Source organism: Lichenicoccus sp. (genome assembly GCF_965276875.1).
Classification (GTDB): domain Bacteria; phylum Pseudomonadota; class Alphaproteobacteria; order Acetobacterales; family Acetobacteraceae; genus Lichenicoccus.
Genome location: NZ_OZ255701.1, coordinates 2,504,698 through 2,518,387 on the forward strand (window position 1 = coordinate 2,504,698; position 13,690 = coordinate 2,518,387).

Sequence of the window (13,690 nt, forward strand, 5' to 3'; positions counted from 1 at the left end):
GGCGCCTCATTGAGAGTGAGGAAAAACTGTATCCGCCAGGCAAGCCTCGAACCCTTTCAGGACAGCGTTGACGGCAAATCCAGCAACGCCCTTCGGCTTCATGTCGCCCAGCAGATCCGCCTGCTCGAGCGCCCACATGCCATGAAGCAGGCTCCAAAGCGTAACCGCGGCCGAGGGTGCATCCGTCGGTCCCGTCAAAGGCTCCAAGACCTCGATGACCCTTAACCAGAGCAGGATATACGCAGGCGGCTGCAGCAGCTCCGTATCGGGCGATGGTCTGTCTGTCATCAACGTGCCGTAGAGCGCGGGGTGGGCGTCCGCGAATGCGGCATAGACCTCCACCAGGGTGCGGATGCGCGCCTTGGGGTCCCAGGGAGCGTCCCAGGGAGCGTCCCAGGGAGCGTCGTCTCTGTCCAGCCGCCCCAATTCCCGGTCTATGGCTGCCAGAAGCCGTCTCGCCACCTCCTCGGCAACGGCAGCGACCAGCACGTCACGGGTGGCATAGTAACGGTAAATTGCATTGGCATTGACGCCGAGAACGCCCGCGACGCGGCGAAGCGTGAGCGCCGCCTCTCCCTCGCGCTCAAGCAGGTCAAGTGCTGCCGCCTTGATCGCCGCAGGATTCGTCTTGCTGGGATATGCCATGATAAACAATGTAGACCTTGAATACCGGAAGACAAGGTCTACATTGTCTATCTTGGTGGGCGCGGTCCACTGAAGACAGGAGAGACTGCAATGGCAAAGACCATCGTCGTGACCGGCGGCAACAGCGGACTTGGATTCGAATGCGCGTCCGCCCTCAGCGCGGACCACAACAACGTCGTGGTCATCGCATGCCGGGATACCGCCAGGGCCAACCAGGCTGCACAGAAGCTGCGCCAAGGTGGCGGCAGGGTCGACGTGTTGTGTCTGGACCTTTCCAGCCAACCCTCCATCCACGCCTTCGTGGATGCATTCCGCGCGCGAACGTTGCCCCCGCTCGCCGGCATCGTTTGCAACGCCGGCGGCCAGAATGTCGGTGCGCCGGCGCGGACCGCGGAAGGCTTTGAGGCGACATTCGGCGTCAATCATCTGGGCCATTATCTCCTGGCACGGCTCATGCTGCCGGATCTTGCCCCGGGGGGACGCATCACCTTCGTGACCAGCAACACGCACGATCCCAGGCAGAAAACGGGAATGCCGGCGCCCCGCTACGAGACCGCCGAGGCCCTCGCCCACGATCTGGAACCCGGTGCCGAGCCCGGGAAGCGGCGCTATACAACGTCCAAGCTCTGCAACATCTACACGGCTTACGAACTTGCCGGGCACCTCGCGGCGTCGCCGGACCCGCGCCTGCAATCCATCCGTGTCAACGCCTTCGACCCTGGCATGATGCCGGGCACCGGCCTGGCGCAAACCTATCCGCCGGTCCTGCGCTTTGCCTGGCACTACGTCCTGCCGGTGCTCACGCTGTTCAAGCGCAACGTCAATACCCCGGCAAGGTCGGGCAGGCGGCTGGCGCGGCTGGCGGCCGGGTCGGAAGCAAACGCCACAGGAAAGTACTTCTCCGACGGTCACGAAACCCTGTCCTCGGCGCTGTCGCTCGACCGCGCCAAGGCGCTCGACCTCTGGAACTCCAGCGCGGACATGACGCGCTTGCCTCGCGACCTGTCCCCGGCAAGCAGCGATCACCCGACAAAGACGGACGGACGCCTCAACCTGGCCGTCGCGTTGGCATCGCCGTGAGTTACAAGGCAGCGGGGCAAAAGACAGTCCTTGTCACAGGCGCCAACAGCTACATCGGCAATGCCGTCGCAAAAGCATTCAGCAGGGCGGGTAAAAAACCTTCGGACTGATCAGACGACATGAAGACGGCCCCGACCTGGCCACAAACGAGATCCATGGTGACCCAAATGCCGTCATGCACTCGCTTCACGTCGACGATTGCGCCGAGGCTTACGTCGCCCTCGCCGAACACCCGCAACGGGACGAGGTAGCCAACCAAGCTTTCAATATCTCAAACGAAAAATATGAAACGACGCGGGAGATCGGCGAAGCCTGGCGCATTCCTATGGGCTCACCGTGGGGTTCCTGGCCGCTCCGAAAGACGTGTCGATGCGCTCGGTGCACGCACTGGCCAATTTCTGGCAGTGGGTCTCTTCGGACAAGCTGCGCGTTAACGCAATGGAGCGAACGGAGATCAACTTTGTCAATGGCATCGAGGAATTTCGCCTTGCCTATGAAGTAACGACGCAGACCGAGGCTGAGCGAATCACGTCGCCAGACGACCGCGTATGATGTTTCAGCTTTGAGCATGGACGCTAACAGAAGCGCCCGCTATGCTCTATTTCTTTGTTTTGTCCTGCTTTGAACCAAGTGTTTGATGTGATTGAAAGTGCTCGAAAATCGAGGCAACGCCTGCTCGGATCGACTGACTACTTGCTGCAGGAAATTTTCTCTCATCAGCCTTTCCAAAACATCGTGCGAAGGGAATTACTCTCAACACATGGAAGGCAAGCGTGTCGTCGTCAGCCGTGTCGCGCCGCAATCAATGTGGATACGGCGGCGAAGGTCCGACGCTTGGGTCCTTAAGCCAGGCAATCTTCGCGTCCACGTATGAGATCAGCCGTTCCGACTCGGCGATCCTCTGCACCAGATGCTCACGCTGTGTCGTCAGAAAGGTGATCACGACATCGCCTTCGTCGTCTTTAAACGACCGGGCGTTGATGAAGGTGCCGACGTCCTTGAGCGATAGCCGCAATGCCTGCCCGGCGCGGATAATGCGGGTCTTCTCGATGTCCAGCGCCGAGAACATATGGTAGGGACGTGAGCCGCCCTTCGCTCCAAGTTTGGGGTGGAGCAGCCCACGACGCACATAAAGCCGCACGGCATCGACAGACAAGCGGCTTTCCCTTGCGAACGCGGCGATCAACATCGTGCACTCGACCCTTGACCATGGACCATGGTCCACAGTTAGCGTGATTGATCGGGAGCGACAATCATCTTGCCGCGGCCATCCGTTCCGGCCACGGGCAGCATGGAGACCGATATGGATGATATTGAAAGCGGCTAAAGCTTTCCTGCGATGTTACGCCGGGTGCTGGGCAATCGTCTGGCGCCCGGGGCCGAAACGTTCCCGGAAATGTTTGCCGACGACGGCGTGCTGGAGTACCCGTTCGCGCCGCCCGGCTTGAATTCCCCCTTGGTGGGGCGCGACGCGATCTTCGCCAATTTTATGAGGCTCAGAAAGATACTTCGCATCGACTCGGTTGCGGATGCCATTGAGATCGAGACCCGGAACACTGACACCGTCATCCTCGAGTTCTCCGGGACCGGCGCAGGCGTGAAAACCGGAGAACCGTACAGGCAACGGTACATATCCGTGATTACGCTGCGCAATGGCCATATCTCGCGCTACAAGGATTACTGGAACCCAATCGCCCTCTTCCAGGCGGTGATGGGCACCGGTTCGGTAGCGAGCCTCACCCTCCACCCTTGAGCGGATCATGGCCTCCTCGAAGGACCTTTCTGGTCAGACTGGGCATTACAGATTGCGCAATGTGTCGGTGCCTGCAGAATGTTCCATTCAGGCCCTGCTCAGATTGCTCGACCGGCCTTGGCCCAGTACGGATCGCGCAGCCTGCGCTTGAATATCTTGCCCGAATCCTCGCGTGGCAGTTCGCTGACGATCTCTATGGTCTTGGGCAGCTTGTAACGGCTTATACCAACCGTCCTAGACATTGACCTCTGCCCAATGCCGTGTCCCGATTGACTGGATACGTGTCGGATCGGCGATCAACCAATTCCATGCCACCCGACAGGCCTCAACAATGTCGGCATAGCTACCCCAGACGGTGGCGCAGAGCTTGTTTTGCCGCAGGTAGTCCCAGACATTCTCCATTGGGTTTAGCTCGGGGCTGTAGGGCGGCAGATGAAGCAGCCTGATGTTGTCGGGAACCTGTAGGTCAGCGCCCGGCTGGTGCCAGCCCGCGCGGTCGCAAAGGAGCACTGCAACAGCGCCAGGTGCCACCTGCGTGCTGATTTCAGCCAAGTGCAGGTTCATCATTTCTGTGTTCGCTGCGGGTGTGATCATCGCAGCCCCAGCACCGCGCTGTGGACAGATTGCGCCGAAGATGTACGCTGAGTCGTGGCGGTTATCGCGCACCATTAGAGGCCGTGCGCCGACTGGCGCCCAGACATAAGCGTGCGTGCCCTGCTGGCCGACCCGAGCTTCATCTTGCCACCAAATTTCAACCGGCATACCTATGGCCGTGCCGAGCAGCGCTTGCTTCAGCAAGGAACAGAAGTTTTTTTAAAAGCCTCCTCGGCTGCTGGGTCCTTTTTCGGGTGATAGGGACGCGGTTGCAGGCGGGTTAGCCCAAGCTTGCGTAACCATTTTCCGACGGCACGTTCCTGAACGACGACCCCAAAGCGGCGGGCAACTTCGTCACGCAAGTCGGCACAACGCCAGCGCACCACATGGTGGAGCTCGGGATCTGGACCCGCGAGCACCAGCGCTCGCAGCTCCTCCATCTGCGCCGCCGTCAGCTTCGGTGCCGGGCCCGGAGCACAGCGTGATATCAGGCCGTCCACGCCGAGCTCGTTAAAGCGATGCACCCAGTCACGTAGCGTTTGCCGATCCATGCCAGCTTGCCGGGCGGCATGCTCGCGACTGCCGCCATCCAGCACCATGGCGATGGCCAAAAGCCGTCGGCTCTGCGCCGCATCCCGGCTCCTGACCGCCAAATCACGTAGCCCAGCCGCGTCATACTCCATTCGGGTAATTGCTACCGCCATATTGAACCTCCAAAGCCGCGAACCGGCGGCAGCATCAGAGAATCAGACCTCGCGCCTCTTGGGAATCCCTGCGAGTCAGGCACCAGGACGATTGGTATTAGTCGCTGTCCAAGCGCGGTTCGGATTGAGACGGCATCCAGGTTGCCTCGTCCGTCCGGCTGCACGTAGGCGCAGACCGCTTCACCGAACTCGGCGTCCGGTATGCCGAACACGGCGCAGTCGAGCACGCCGGGGACGGCGAGCAGCCCCGCTTCGATCTCGGCCGGGTAGATGTTCACGCCCCCGGAAATGATCATGTCGCGCCGGCGGTCGCAGAGGAACAGGAAGCCCTCCTCGTCCAGGGTGCCGATGTCCCCCAACGTGATGAAGGTCTCCCCGTCCAGCTCGGCGCGCGCGGCGTCGCGCCCGATATAGGAGAAGGACGACGCTGCCGCCGAGTGGATGAACACATCGCCAGCCTCGCCCGGGACGCGCTCGTGACCACCCTCGTCCAGCACCTTGATGGTGACGCCCCTGAGCGCCCGGCCCACCGAGCCCGGCTTTCTGAGCGCATCCTGTGGGCCGAGTGCCGTGATCAGGCCGGTTTCCGTGGAGCCGTAGTACTCGTGGATCACCGGGCCCCACCAGGCGATCATCGCCTTCTTCACCTCGGGCGAGCACGGTGCGGCGCCGTGGACGACGAAGCGCAGCGAGGACAGGTCGTAGCGGGCCTTCGTCGCCTGGGGCAGACTGAGCAACCGGACGAACATGGTCGGCACCACGTGCATGTGCGTGACCCGGTGGCGGGCGATGAGGGCCAACATGCCCTTCGCGTCGAAACGCGGCTGCAGCACGATGGCCGCGCCCCCGGCAAACGCGATCTGGGCGTAGCTGTTCGGGGCGGAATGATACATCGGGCCGTTCATCAGCACCGTCCTGGGCGCTTCGCCCGCCAGTCCATACCCCTCGGCCGCCGCCTGCATGGACAGGCTTGAGGTGCTCGGGGGACGCTTGACGCCCTTGGGCTTTCCGGTGGTGCCTGACGTGTAGATCACCGCGGCCCTGGTCATGGCGGCAGGCTCGGCAATGGGCGCCTGACGTGCGATCCAGCCGTCCCAGCCGATTGCCCCTGGCTTTGCCCCCTGCTGTGCTCGGTAGGCCGCGAGCACTTCGGCCGGGGTCTCCACGACAAGCACGACCAAACCATCCGGCAGGCCGGCTTGCACGCCCGGCAGCAGGTCGCGGTGCGCCACCAGCACCCTGGCGCCGCAGTCGCGCAGGACGTAGCCGGCCTCGTCGGCCGTCGCGTGCCAGTTGATCGGCACCGGAAAGGCTCCGGCCAGGGCCGCCCCGAGCGTAGCCTCGAAAAACGCGAAGTCGTTGCGCAGCAGCAGGGCCACGGTATCGCCGGTGTGGATGCCGAGGGTGCGCAGGCCGTGTGCGGCGCGCGCGGCGCGGTCGCGGATTTCCGCATGCGTCCGCACCCGATCGCCGGCCACGATGGTGGGCGCGGTCTCTGCCGATTGCGGGGTGTAGTTCTGGTCGAGCGCGAGCTTGGCGGCGGCGTATTCGCGGGCCAGTCGCGCCACCTGCTCGGCTGCCGGCAGGATGGCGTCCACCGCGCCGATGCCCTGGCCGCAGCCCCAGATGTCTCGCCAGGCCTTGGCCTTGCCGGTGCTGGCCGACCCGAAGCTCATCGCCTTCGCATCGCTCTGGGGCAGGGCGTCCGGGTCGAGCCCCGCCGCGACGATCGATGGCCGCAAATAGTTGCCGTGTACGCCGGTGAACAGGTTGGAATAGACGATATCATCCGCCCGGCTGTCGACGATCATCTGCTTGTAGCCCGCGGCGGCGTTGGCTTCGGCGGAGGCGATGAACAGCGACCCGATATAAGCGAGGTCCGCCCCCATCGCTTGGGCGGCGAGAATCGCGCGGCCGGTGCCGATCGCGCCCGACAGGGCGACCGGGCCGGTAAACCACTGGCGCACCTCCTGCACCAGGGCGAACGGCGAGAGCTTGCCGGCATGGCCGCCGGCGCCCGCCGCCACCGCGATCAGCCCATCCGCGCCCTTTTCGATCGCCTTGCGGGCGAAGCCGTCGTTGATGACGTCGTGCAGCACCAACCCGCCCCAGGCGTGCACGGCGCGGTTCAGGTCCTCCCTGGCGCCCAGCGAGGTGATCACGAGGGGCACCTTGTGCCTGGCGCAGAGGTCCAGGTCCTGTTCGAGCCGGTCGTTGGTCCGGTGGACGATCTGGTTCACGGCGAACGGGGCCGACGGCCGATCGGGGTGGTCCCTGTCCCAAGCCGTCAGCGCCTCGGTGATGCGATGCAGCCATTCGTCCAGGAGCGAAAGCGGCCGGGCGTTCAGCGACGGGAAAGATCCGACGACGCCCGCCGTGCACTGCGCGATGACGAGGTCGGGGTTCGAGATGATGAACAAAGGCGAGCAGATGACGGGCAGGCGCAGGCGTGACGAGAGCAGCGCGGGGAGAGCCATCGGGACCTCAGTTCGCCAGCCTGCTGGCGTGCAAGACGCGGGGTGCCTGGTGCGGGATGCGTGTGCTCGCGACCGGCGCGGGTATCTGTCCCAGGCAGGTGACGGCATGGCTCTCGCCGGCGAGCGTGCGCTCGGCGGTCTGGCGTTCGGGTCCGTGGCCAGCCATGGCCGGTTCGACAAGAGCGGCCTGCTTGAACGTCATGGTCGAGGACTTCCAAGATGTTGACAGTGTTGCCTCATGCCGAGTTATCACGGAGTCAGCACTGAGTGCAGGCCCTATCATCATGGCGACCTCAGGGCCGCCCTCGCCGCGATCCCGACCTGACGCTGACGAGCGCGTAGGCGAGCCGCCGCACCATCCAGGATCAGCACGAGAAAGCCGACAATCTCGCCGATCGCATGAGCAAGGCCGGAGTCCTGGGCCGTCCCGTGGTTTCACGATTGCGGCGGGAGCCGCGGCTTCTCGCAAGCCGACCATTAGGGAGAGAGCCGGTTGGCTTCGGCCCATTTGGCGATTGCCCCATTGACGTCATCCGGGCATTCGAGCGTGAGCGCGTGACCGCCCGTGATCGTGACCTCGGTCAGATTGCTGCAATCCTCCCGCATCGGATCAGCGAGCCGGCTATGGACGGTCGCGCAGACAACGTCATAGGCGGCGTGCAGGAACAACGCCGGGAGTGTCAGATGCCCGAAGCGAGGCGCCTCGGCGGCGTAGGCGAGATTTGCGGCGTCGTTCATGTACCACGCGTTCGCTCCGCCAAAGCCCGTGGTCTCGAACGCGGACACCATCGCCGCGAAATCGGCATGACTGATCAGGTTCTCGTCGCGCGACATCGCCGGCGCGCAACGCGCGGGCCCAAACCAGCCGCCATTGGCACGGGTCGCGGACGAGCGGGCGGGCTTGCCGACGGCATCGGCCGCGGCGGTGCGATATAGCAGCGAGAGCGTCGCCTGTACGTCGGCTTCGAAATCCTGCGCGGCCCGGTTGAAGTGCTCGCGATAAAACAGCCAGTAATCCCACTGTCCGACCGGGTGTTGGTCAACAGGATAGAGCGCGCGGTCCACCAGCGGCAGCAGATTGGGGAGCGCCAGGCCGCGTGCGAAATAGGGCACGTAAAGGCTGACCACCCCCCGGCACCGTTCGCCATGGTGGGACGCCATCGCCCAAACGACGGCGCTGCCCTAGTCGTGCCCAACCCAGACCGCGGGCTCGCCGCCAAGCGCCTCGTGCAATTCCACCATGTCGGCGACCAGCTCGCGCACCGCGGACGACGCTATCGCATCCGGCACGGACGACCCGCCATAGCCCCGCATGTCGGGTGCTGCGCAACGCCAGCCAGCCGCGGCGAAGTGCGCCACCTGCGCCCGCCAGACCAGGCCAAGTTCCGGCCAGCCGTGGATGAACACCATCAAGGGGCCATCCAACGGACCCGCCTCGATCCAGGCCGTACGGTGCCGGGCCGTTTGCAGGACCTTCGGCTTGAAGATCAGGTCTGGCCCGGTCATCCGGGCAGCTCCATCCTGGTGGCTGCGACGAAGCGCCAGTCCGCCAAAGCGGCCCGACGATGCAAGACTGCCTCGGCTTCGTAGGCCGGGACGTAACGTCCGGAATAGGCCTCCTTGCCCGAGCAGGGCGGCGCAGTGCCGTTCACCTGCCAAACTCCGCCTGCGTCCCGTAGCGCAGAAGGTTGACCATCATAACGGGCCCAATGCCTGCCAGGGCCTGCGCGGCTGGGTCCAGCGTCTCCGGCGTCAATTCGACCATTCCCATACCCTGCTTCCTTCCATTCCGCGGCTTGACATTCAATACAGTCGGACGTATTGAAATCCATGGGCAGAGTTTCGCTTCGCGGCAAAATCGTTGAGTCCGGCTTGCGGACAGTTCACCAGCATGGTTTTGGCCATGCCGGCATCCGGGACATCACTGCCGCGGCCGGCGTGCCGCAGGGGTGCTTCACCAATCACTTCCGGTCCAAGGAAGCCTTCGGCGTCGCCGTGCTCGACCGCTACTTCGAAGGCATCCAGGCGACGATGGCGGCCACGTTGGGGGACTTGTCCAAGTCTCCCGTCGAGCGGCTTCAAGCCTACTTTGAGACGGTCACGGCCAGGCTGGCCGAGGCGGAATGGCACCATGGCTGCCTGATCGGGAACATGAGTCTTGAGACGGCTGAGCACAGCGATCTCCTGCGGGAACGTCTCGTTGCCGTGCTTGGCGGCGTGACCGAGCCATTCGCACGGACCATTCAGGCTGCTCAGGCGGCCGGCGAGATGCGCGATGACTTTGCCGCCGATGAGATTGCCTCGGTCCTGATGTCGTCCTGGCAGGGCGCCATGCTTTGGATGAAGGTTCAGCGCAGTGCTGCGGCGATCGACCGCTTCAGGCAGGTCACTTTTGCGGCCTTTCTGACGGCGCCCCGCCCAGTGGCTGAAGGACGTGCCGGCAAGCGACCCTGATTGTCCGACCGCAAACTGGTCGCATCCCGACATCCCACAGGAGCAAGACCTTGGCCGACGCGCGGATGCATTCCATCGAAGTGTTCGGCTCGCGGATGGCGTATGTCGATAGCGGCGAAGGGCCGCCCGTGCTGTTCCTGCATGGCAATCCCACCTCGTCCTATCTCTGGCGCAATATCATCCCACACGTCGCGCCCCACGCGCGGTGTATCGCGCCCGACCTGATCGGCATGGGGCGGTCCGATAAGCCAAGCATCGCTTATCGGGTGGAGGACCACGCCCGCTACCTACAGGCCTTCATAGAGACGCTGGGGCTGGAGACGTTCGTGCTCGTGTTGCACGATTGGGGTTCGGCGCTGGGCCTGGATTGGGCGCGGCGCCATCCAACCCGCGTCCGCGGCCTGGCGCTCATGGAGTTCATCACACCCGTTCCGACCTGGTTGGACATGGGAGAGCGTGGCCGGGCGCCTTTCCGGGCGTTCCGCGATCCCGAACAAGGCCGCCGCCTGCTCGTCGAGGAGAACGCCTTCGTCGAGCAGCTCCTGCCAGCCTCCATTGTGCGCACGCTGTCGTCAGAGGAGATGGACGCCTATCGCCGCCCCTTCCTCGCTCCAAGCGACCGGGAACCGATCTACCGCTTTCCCAACGAGCTGCCGATTGCCGGGACGCCGGCCGATGTGTGGGCGATGGTGCAGGCCTATCACAACTGGCTTCTGGAGACCGACACGCCCAAGCTGTTGTTCTGGGCCGAGCCCGGAGCACTCGTCTCGCCCGAGCGGGCGGCCTGGTATGCACGCCATCTGAAGGCCTGTCGCACCGTACGTTTGGGGGCGGCGATGCACTACGTGCAGGAAGATCACCCGGACCTGATTGGACACGAACTCGCCGGCTGGCTTGCCACGCTGGCATGACGCGGCGCCCTCACCCTTTGAGGAGCGTGCAATGAAGGTCATGGCGTTGCTGATGATGACGGCCGCGGCTGAACGGAGCGCATTCGGACCCTTGCTCGTGCCCGAAGAGCAGGCGCTTTGGGCAGCCTACCGACAGGGCATGTTGCGGGAGTGGTTTCAACCCGAACCGCTCGCCCGTCACGCCCAAACATGTGAGGACAATCTGCAATGGGTAGTTCGGCGAACCGGCAAGTTTTCGAAACATATCTCACGGCGTGGTCGGCGATGAGCACCGAGGAGCGACGTGCGGTGCTGGAACAGACGGTCTCTTCCGATATCCAATATTTTGACGCCATGGCCCGCTTGAGCGGGCGCGATGCGCTGGCTGCCCACCTCGCCGGCTTTCAGCAGCGGCGACCCAACTACAGCTTTTCGCTGGCGCATTACCTGCAACATAGCGACGCAGTGCTCGCGAACTGGCTCATGCAGGATGACAGCGGAAAAATTGTCGTCCGCGGATACGACAGCATCCGGCTCGACGACTTCGGACGTATCGCAAGCATCGTGGGCTTTTCCGACATTCCCGCCCAGAGCGGCGGATGACGCAACCAGCCGCATTGGGATCATCCGTTCGCGCGTCAACAGGCAACGTCGCCTGGAGGCAAGCGTGGTTGAGGACTGTGTGTATTCTGTTCCGGGCTTTGAATGTCGTGTCTATGCCGAGCTGCAAGCCGGCGACTGACAATTTCCGGCCGTCCAACTGACCATGATTCTGCTCCCAGCGCTCGGCGATACGCCGTGGGTGTCGTGCCGACCAATTTGCCGAACCGCTCCCGCAGCATTGTGGCCGACCCGAAGCCAGCCTGTATCGCGACCTGCTCGACGGAGAGGCCTGTCGTTTCCAGCAGCAGTTGCGCGCGCCGCACGCGGGCGGCGAGAAGCCATTGCAGGAGCGTCGTGCCGACCTGCTGGCGGAAATGTCGACTCAGGGTGCGCGGCGCCATCGCCGCATGACGCGCCACCTCCTCCATGTCCACCGCCCGATGCAGGTTGTGCGACAACCAGTGCAGCAGCGGTTGCAGACTCGCGTCCGACGCCGGAGGCTGGTGGACAATGAATTGCGCCTGCCCGCCGTCGCGCTCGAGCGGCATCACCGCCAGCCGGGCGGCCTGGGCGGCAACCGCGGGCCCGTAATCGCGCCGCACCATATGCAGGCACAAATCCAGCCCGGCCGCGGCACCGGCTGAGGTCAGAACCTGGCCGTTATCGACGAAAAGCACGTTGGGATCGACGGTGATGGCAGGATGGCGAGCAGCCAGCATCTCGGCGGCGGCCCAGTGCGTCGTGGCGCGAAGGCCATCGAGAAGGCCCGTGGCGGCGAGCACGAAGGCGCCGGTGCAGATCGAAGCGATCCGGGCGCCGCGTTCGGCAGCGTCGCGAACGGCGCGCAACACGTCCTTAGGGACAGGCATGGTGGGATCGGCGATGCCCGGCAGCACCACAGTGTCCGCGCCGGCGATGTCGGCCAGACTGTAGGGGGCACGGAGATCGAACGCTCCGGTCTTCACCGTCCTGGCCGCGCCACAAACGCGTACGCTGTATGGTTCAGTATGATCGGTCGCTGTCACGCGGCTGAACAGCTCGCATGGCGTGGCGAGGTCAAAGGGGAGGACACCGTGGTAGGCGATGACGGCAACGGCGTGCACGGCGTGTCCTTTCGCAACTCTCGATCACTGGCCAGTATCCTACGATAATGGGCGTATTCGCCACTCACGGCGAGGCGACGAGGCGTCGTATTCGTCAACCCATGCAGCACACCCCGGACCCAAGCTTGGCGCGCGATCCCCGGTCAGGGACGATCGAGGCTTCCGGGGACTTCAGAGGCTGGTGGGTCGCCGGAGGCTCCGCGATCGGCGTGGCATTCGGGTCCACGCCGTTCTTCGCCGGGGCATGGTCACTCCTCGGCGCTTCCTGGACGCAAGCCTTCGGCTGGTCAGCCGGTGAACTGGCCGCCGCCGCAACGCTCTTTCTCGCGACGCAGACCGTGGCCTTCCCCGTCACCGGCTGGCTGCTCGATCGCCTGGGCTCCCGCCTGGTCGCCTGCGCCAGCATCGCGCTGTTCGGCATCATTCTCATCGGCCTAAGCCGGATGAATGGCTCGCTTGCCGTTTTCTACGAACTGGTCGGGCTGCTGGGCGTGACAAGTGCCGCCACCAATTTCATTGCCTACGCGCGGGCCATCGCCACCTGGTTCGATAGGCGCCGCGGACTGGCGATCGGGCTGACGGCGAGTTCGCAGGCGATCGGCCTGATGACCATCCCGCTCGTCACGCGCAAGCTGGCGGTGTCGTCGGGCTGGTCCAGTCCATTGCTCGCACTGGGGTGCTTGGAGCTGTTGGTTTGCCTGCCGGCTGTTTGGCTGCTCGTCAGGGAGCGCCCATCCGCTTTGGGTGTTCCGCAGCCCCTGCCGAACAGGCCGACTATGTTCCCGGCCGGCGCGACGCTGGCTGGAATCCTGGGCCGCTCGATCTTCTGGCGCATCCTGGTTTGCATCGCGCTCGAAGGCTTGGCGATCTACGCGATCCTGCCCAACACGGTGTTCATCCTGGGTCGGACCGCCGGCCTTGGTGCGGACGCTGTCGCGGGCGTCATCAGTCTCGCCGGTGCCGCGTTTCTCGCAGGCCGGGTCGGGTTCGGAGTCCTGCTGGACCGGATGCAGGCGCGCTGGCTGTTCCTCCTGCTGCTCGCTCTGCTTGCCTGTGGCCTGCTGTTCTATGCTTATGCCGGCTCCATCAATGGCGTACGTGTCGGCGCTGTCCTGCTCGGGGCCGCTGGCGGGGGGCAGACGGACCTGATGCCCTACGTGGCGAGCCGGTATTTCGGCACGCGGTCAATCTCCACCGTGTTTGGTCTGCTGCTGCTCGGCTTCTTCGCCAGTGCTGCGGCCGGTCCCGTTCTGTTCGTGTCGGTCTCGGCCGCCCTCGGCGTCGCGGGCGCGCTGACGGCGCTGGCCGCCCTCCAGGTCGTGCCCGCCGCCATCTTCGCCACCTTGCGCGACTACCCCAGTGGCGATCCGGCGTAGCCCCTCCAGGA

The 13,690-nt window shown here is 64.4% G+C and carries 17 protein-coding genes; 7 read left to right on the forward strand and 10 right to left on the reverse strand.

Going from position 1 to position 13,690, the window contains the following annotated elements; translation table 11 throughout:
* Positions 1-6: 6 nt before the first annotated feature.
* Positions 7-645, reverse strand: coding sequence for a TetR/AcrR family transcriptional regulator (locus ACQY4K_RS12115; RefSeq protein ID WP_428390462.1), 639 nt, complete (start codon positions 643-645; stop codon positions 7-9).
* Positions 646-735: 90 nt separating this feature from the next.
* Here ACQY4K_RS12115 and ACQY4K_RS12120 point away from each other — a divergent pair, with 90 nt between their 5' ends.
* Positions 736-1,725 carry an SDR family NAD(P)-dependent oxidoreductase gene (locus tag ACQY4K_RS12120; RefSeq protein WP_428390463.1) on the forward strand — a complete coding sequence of 330 codons (990 nt, stop codon included), beginning with the start codon at positions 736-738 and terminating at the stop codon, positions 1,723-1,725.
* A 49-nt stretch (positions 1,726-1,774) separates the two neighbouring features.
* Here the strand turns inward: ACQY4K_RS12120 and ACQY4K_RS12125 are convergent, their stop codons facing one another.
* Positions 1,775-1,984 (reverse strand): hypothetical protein, encoded by a 210-nt coding sequence (locus ACQY4K_RS12125; protein WP_428390464.1) that lies wholly within the window; start codon positions 1,982-1,984, stop codon positions 1,775-1,777.
* A 77-nt stretch (positions 1,985-2,061) separates the two neighbouring features.
* Here ACQY4K_RS12125 and ACQY4K_RS12130 point away from each other — a divergent pair, with 77 nt between their 5' ends.
* Complete coding sequence (locus ACQY4K_RS12130) at positions 2,062-2,277, forward strand: hypothetical protein (protein WP_428390465.1); 216 nt, start codon at positions 2,062-2,064, stop codon at positions 2,275-2,277.
* A gap of 250 nt (positions 2,278-2,527) precedes the next feature.
* On the opposite strand, the gene ACQY4K_RS12135 is transcribed toward ACQY4K_RS12130, so the two are convergent.
* Complete coding sequence (locus tag ACQY4K_RS12135; protein WP_428390466.1) at positions 2,528-2,914, reverse strand: MerR family transcriptional regulator; 387 nt, start codon at positions 2,912-2,914, stop codon at positions 2,528-2,530.
* A gap of 162 nt (positions 2,915-3,076) precedes the next feature.
* Here ACQY4K_RS12135 and ACQY4K_RS12140 point away from each other — a divergent pair, with 162 nt between their 5' ends.
* Positions 3,077-3,478 carry a nuclear transport factor 2 family protein gene (locus tag ACQY4K_RS12140; protein WP_428390467.1) on the forward strand — a complete coding sequence of 134 codons (402 nt, stop codon included), beginning with the start codon at positions 3,077-3,079 and terminating at the stop codon, positions 3,476-3,478.
* Between the two features lie 234 nt (positions 3,479-3,712).
* Here ACQY4K_RS12140 and ACQY4K_RS12145 read toward each other — a convergent pair.
* The 6 genes from ACQY4K_RS12145 to ACQY4K_RS12170 all read right to left on the reverse strand — a co-directional run bounded on the left by ACQY4K_RS12145 (position 3,713) and on the right by ACQY4K_RS12170 (position 8,905).
* A protein-coding gene (locus ACQY4K_RS12145) for an IS630 family transposase (protein ID WP_428390468.1) occupies positions 3,713-4,776 on the reverse strand; the annotation gives its coding sequence in 2 pieces (ribosomal slippage) (positions 3,713-4,293 and positions 4,293-4,776; 1,065 coding nt in all).
* Positions 4,767-7,253, reverse strand: a complete 2,487-nt coding sequence (locus tag ACQY4K_RS12150) for an AMP-binding protein (protein WP_428390469.1) — start codon at positions 7,251-7,253, stop codon at positions 4,767-4,769. The genes ACQY4K_RS12145 and ACQY4K_RS12150 overlap by 10 nt, the downstream gene beginning before the upstream one ends.
* 7 nt (positions 7,254-7,260) lie before the next feature.
* Positions 7,261-7,455, reverse strand: a complete 195-nt coding sequence (locus ACQY4K_RS12155; protein WP_428390470.1) for a hypothetical protein — start codon at positions 7,453-7,455, stop codon at positions 7,261-7,263.
* Positions 7,456-7,730: 275 nt separating this feature from the next.
* On the reverse strand, positions 7,731-8,414 hold the full coding sequence (locus tag ACQY4K_RS12160; protein ID WP_428390471.1) for an alpha/beta fold hydrolase: 684 nt from the start codon (positions 8,412-8,414) through the stop codon (positions 7,731-7,733).
* Between the two features lie 21 nt (positions 8,415-8,435).
* Complete coding sequence (locus tag ACQY4K_RS12165) at positions 8,436-8,759, reverse strand: alpha/beta fold hydrolase (RefSeq protein WP_428390472.1); 324 nt, start codon at positions 8,757-8,759, stop codon at positions 8,436-8,438.
* Complete coding sequence (locus tag ACQY4K_RS12170) at positions 8,756-8,905, reverse strand: hypothetical protein (RefSeq protein ID WP_428390473.1); 150 nt, start codon at positions 8,903-8,905, stop codon at positions 8,756-8,758. The genes ACQY4K_RS12165 and ACQY4K_RS12170 overlap by 4 nt, the downstream gene beginning before the upstream one ends.
* Positions 8,906-9,083: 178 nt before the next feature.
* Here ACQY4K_RS12170 and ACQY4K_RS12175 point away from each other — a divergent pair, with 178 nt between their 5' ends.
* The 3 genes from ACQY4K_RS12175 to ACQY4K_RS12185 all read left to right on the forward strand — a co-directional run bounded on the left by ACQY4K_RS12175 (position 9,084) and on the right by ACQY4K_RS12185 (position 11,200).
* Positions 9,084-9,707, forward strand: coding sequence for a TetR family transcriptional regulator C-terminal domain-containing protein (locus tag ACQY4K_RS12175; protein ID WP_428396097.1), 624 nt, complete (start codon positions 9,084-9,086; stop codon positions 9,705-9,707).
* A gap of 50 nt (positions 9,708-9,757) precedes the next feature.
* The gene (locus tag ACQY4K_RS12180; protein WP_428390474.1) at positions 9,758-10,618 is read left to right on the forward strand and encodes a haloalkane dehalogenase; all 861 of its coding nucleotides are present in this window, start codon (positions 9,758-9,760) and stop codon (positions 10,616-10,618) included.
* A 207-nt stretch (positions 10,619-10,825) separates the two neighbouring features.
* Entirely contained in the window at positions 10,826-11,200 is a 375-nt protein-coding gene (locus ACQY4K_RS12185; protein WP_428390475.1) for a nuclear transport factor 2 family protein, read from the forward strand.
* A gap of 35 nt (positions 11,201-11,235) precedes the next feature.
* On the opposite strand, the gene ACQY4K_RS12190 is transcribed toward ACQY4K_RS12185, so the two are convergent.
* Positions 11,236-12,303: a GlxA family transcriptional regulator gene (locus ACQY4K_RS12190; RefSeq protein ID WP_428390476.1), complete on the reverse strand. Its 1,068-nt coding sequence runs from the start codon at positions 12,301-12,303 to the stop codon at positions 11,236-11,238.
* A 125-nt stretch (positions 12,304-12,428) separates the two neighbouring features.
* On the opposite strand from ACQY4K_RS12190, the gene ACQY4K_RS12195 reads away from it, so the two are divergent.
* Positions 12,429-13,679 carry an MFS transporter gene (locus ACQY4K_RS12195; RefSeq protein ID WP_428390477.1) on the forward strand — a complete coding sequence of 417 codons (1,251 nt, stop codon included), beginning with the start codon at positions 12,429-12,431 and terminating at the stop codon, positions 13,677-13,679.
* Positions 13,680-13,690 lie beyond the last annotated feature (11 nt).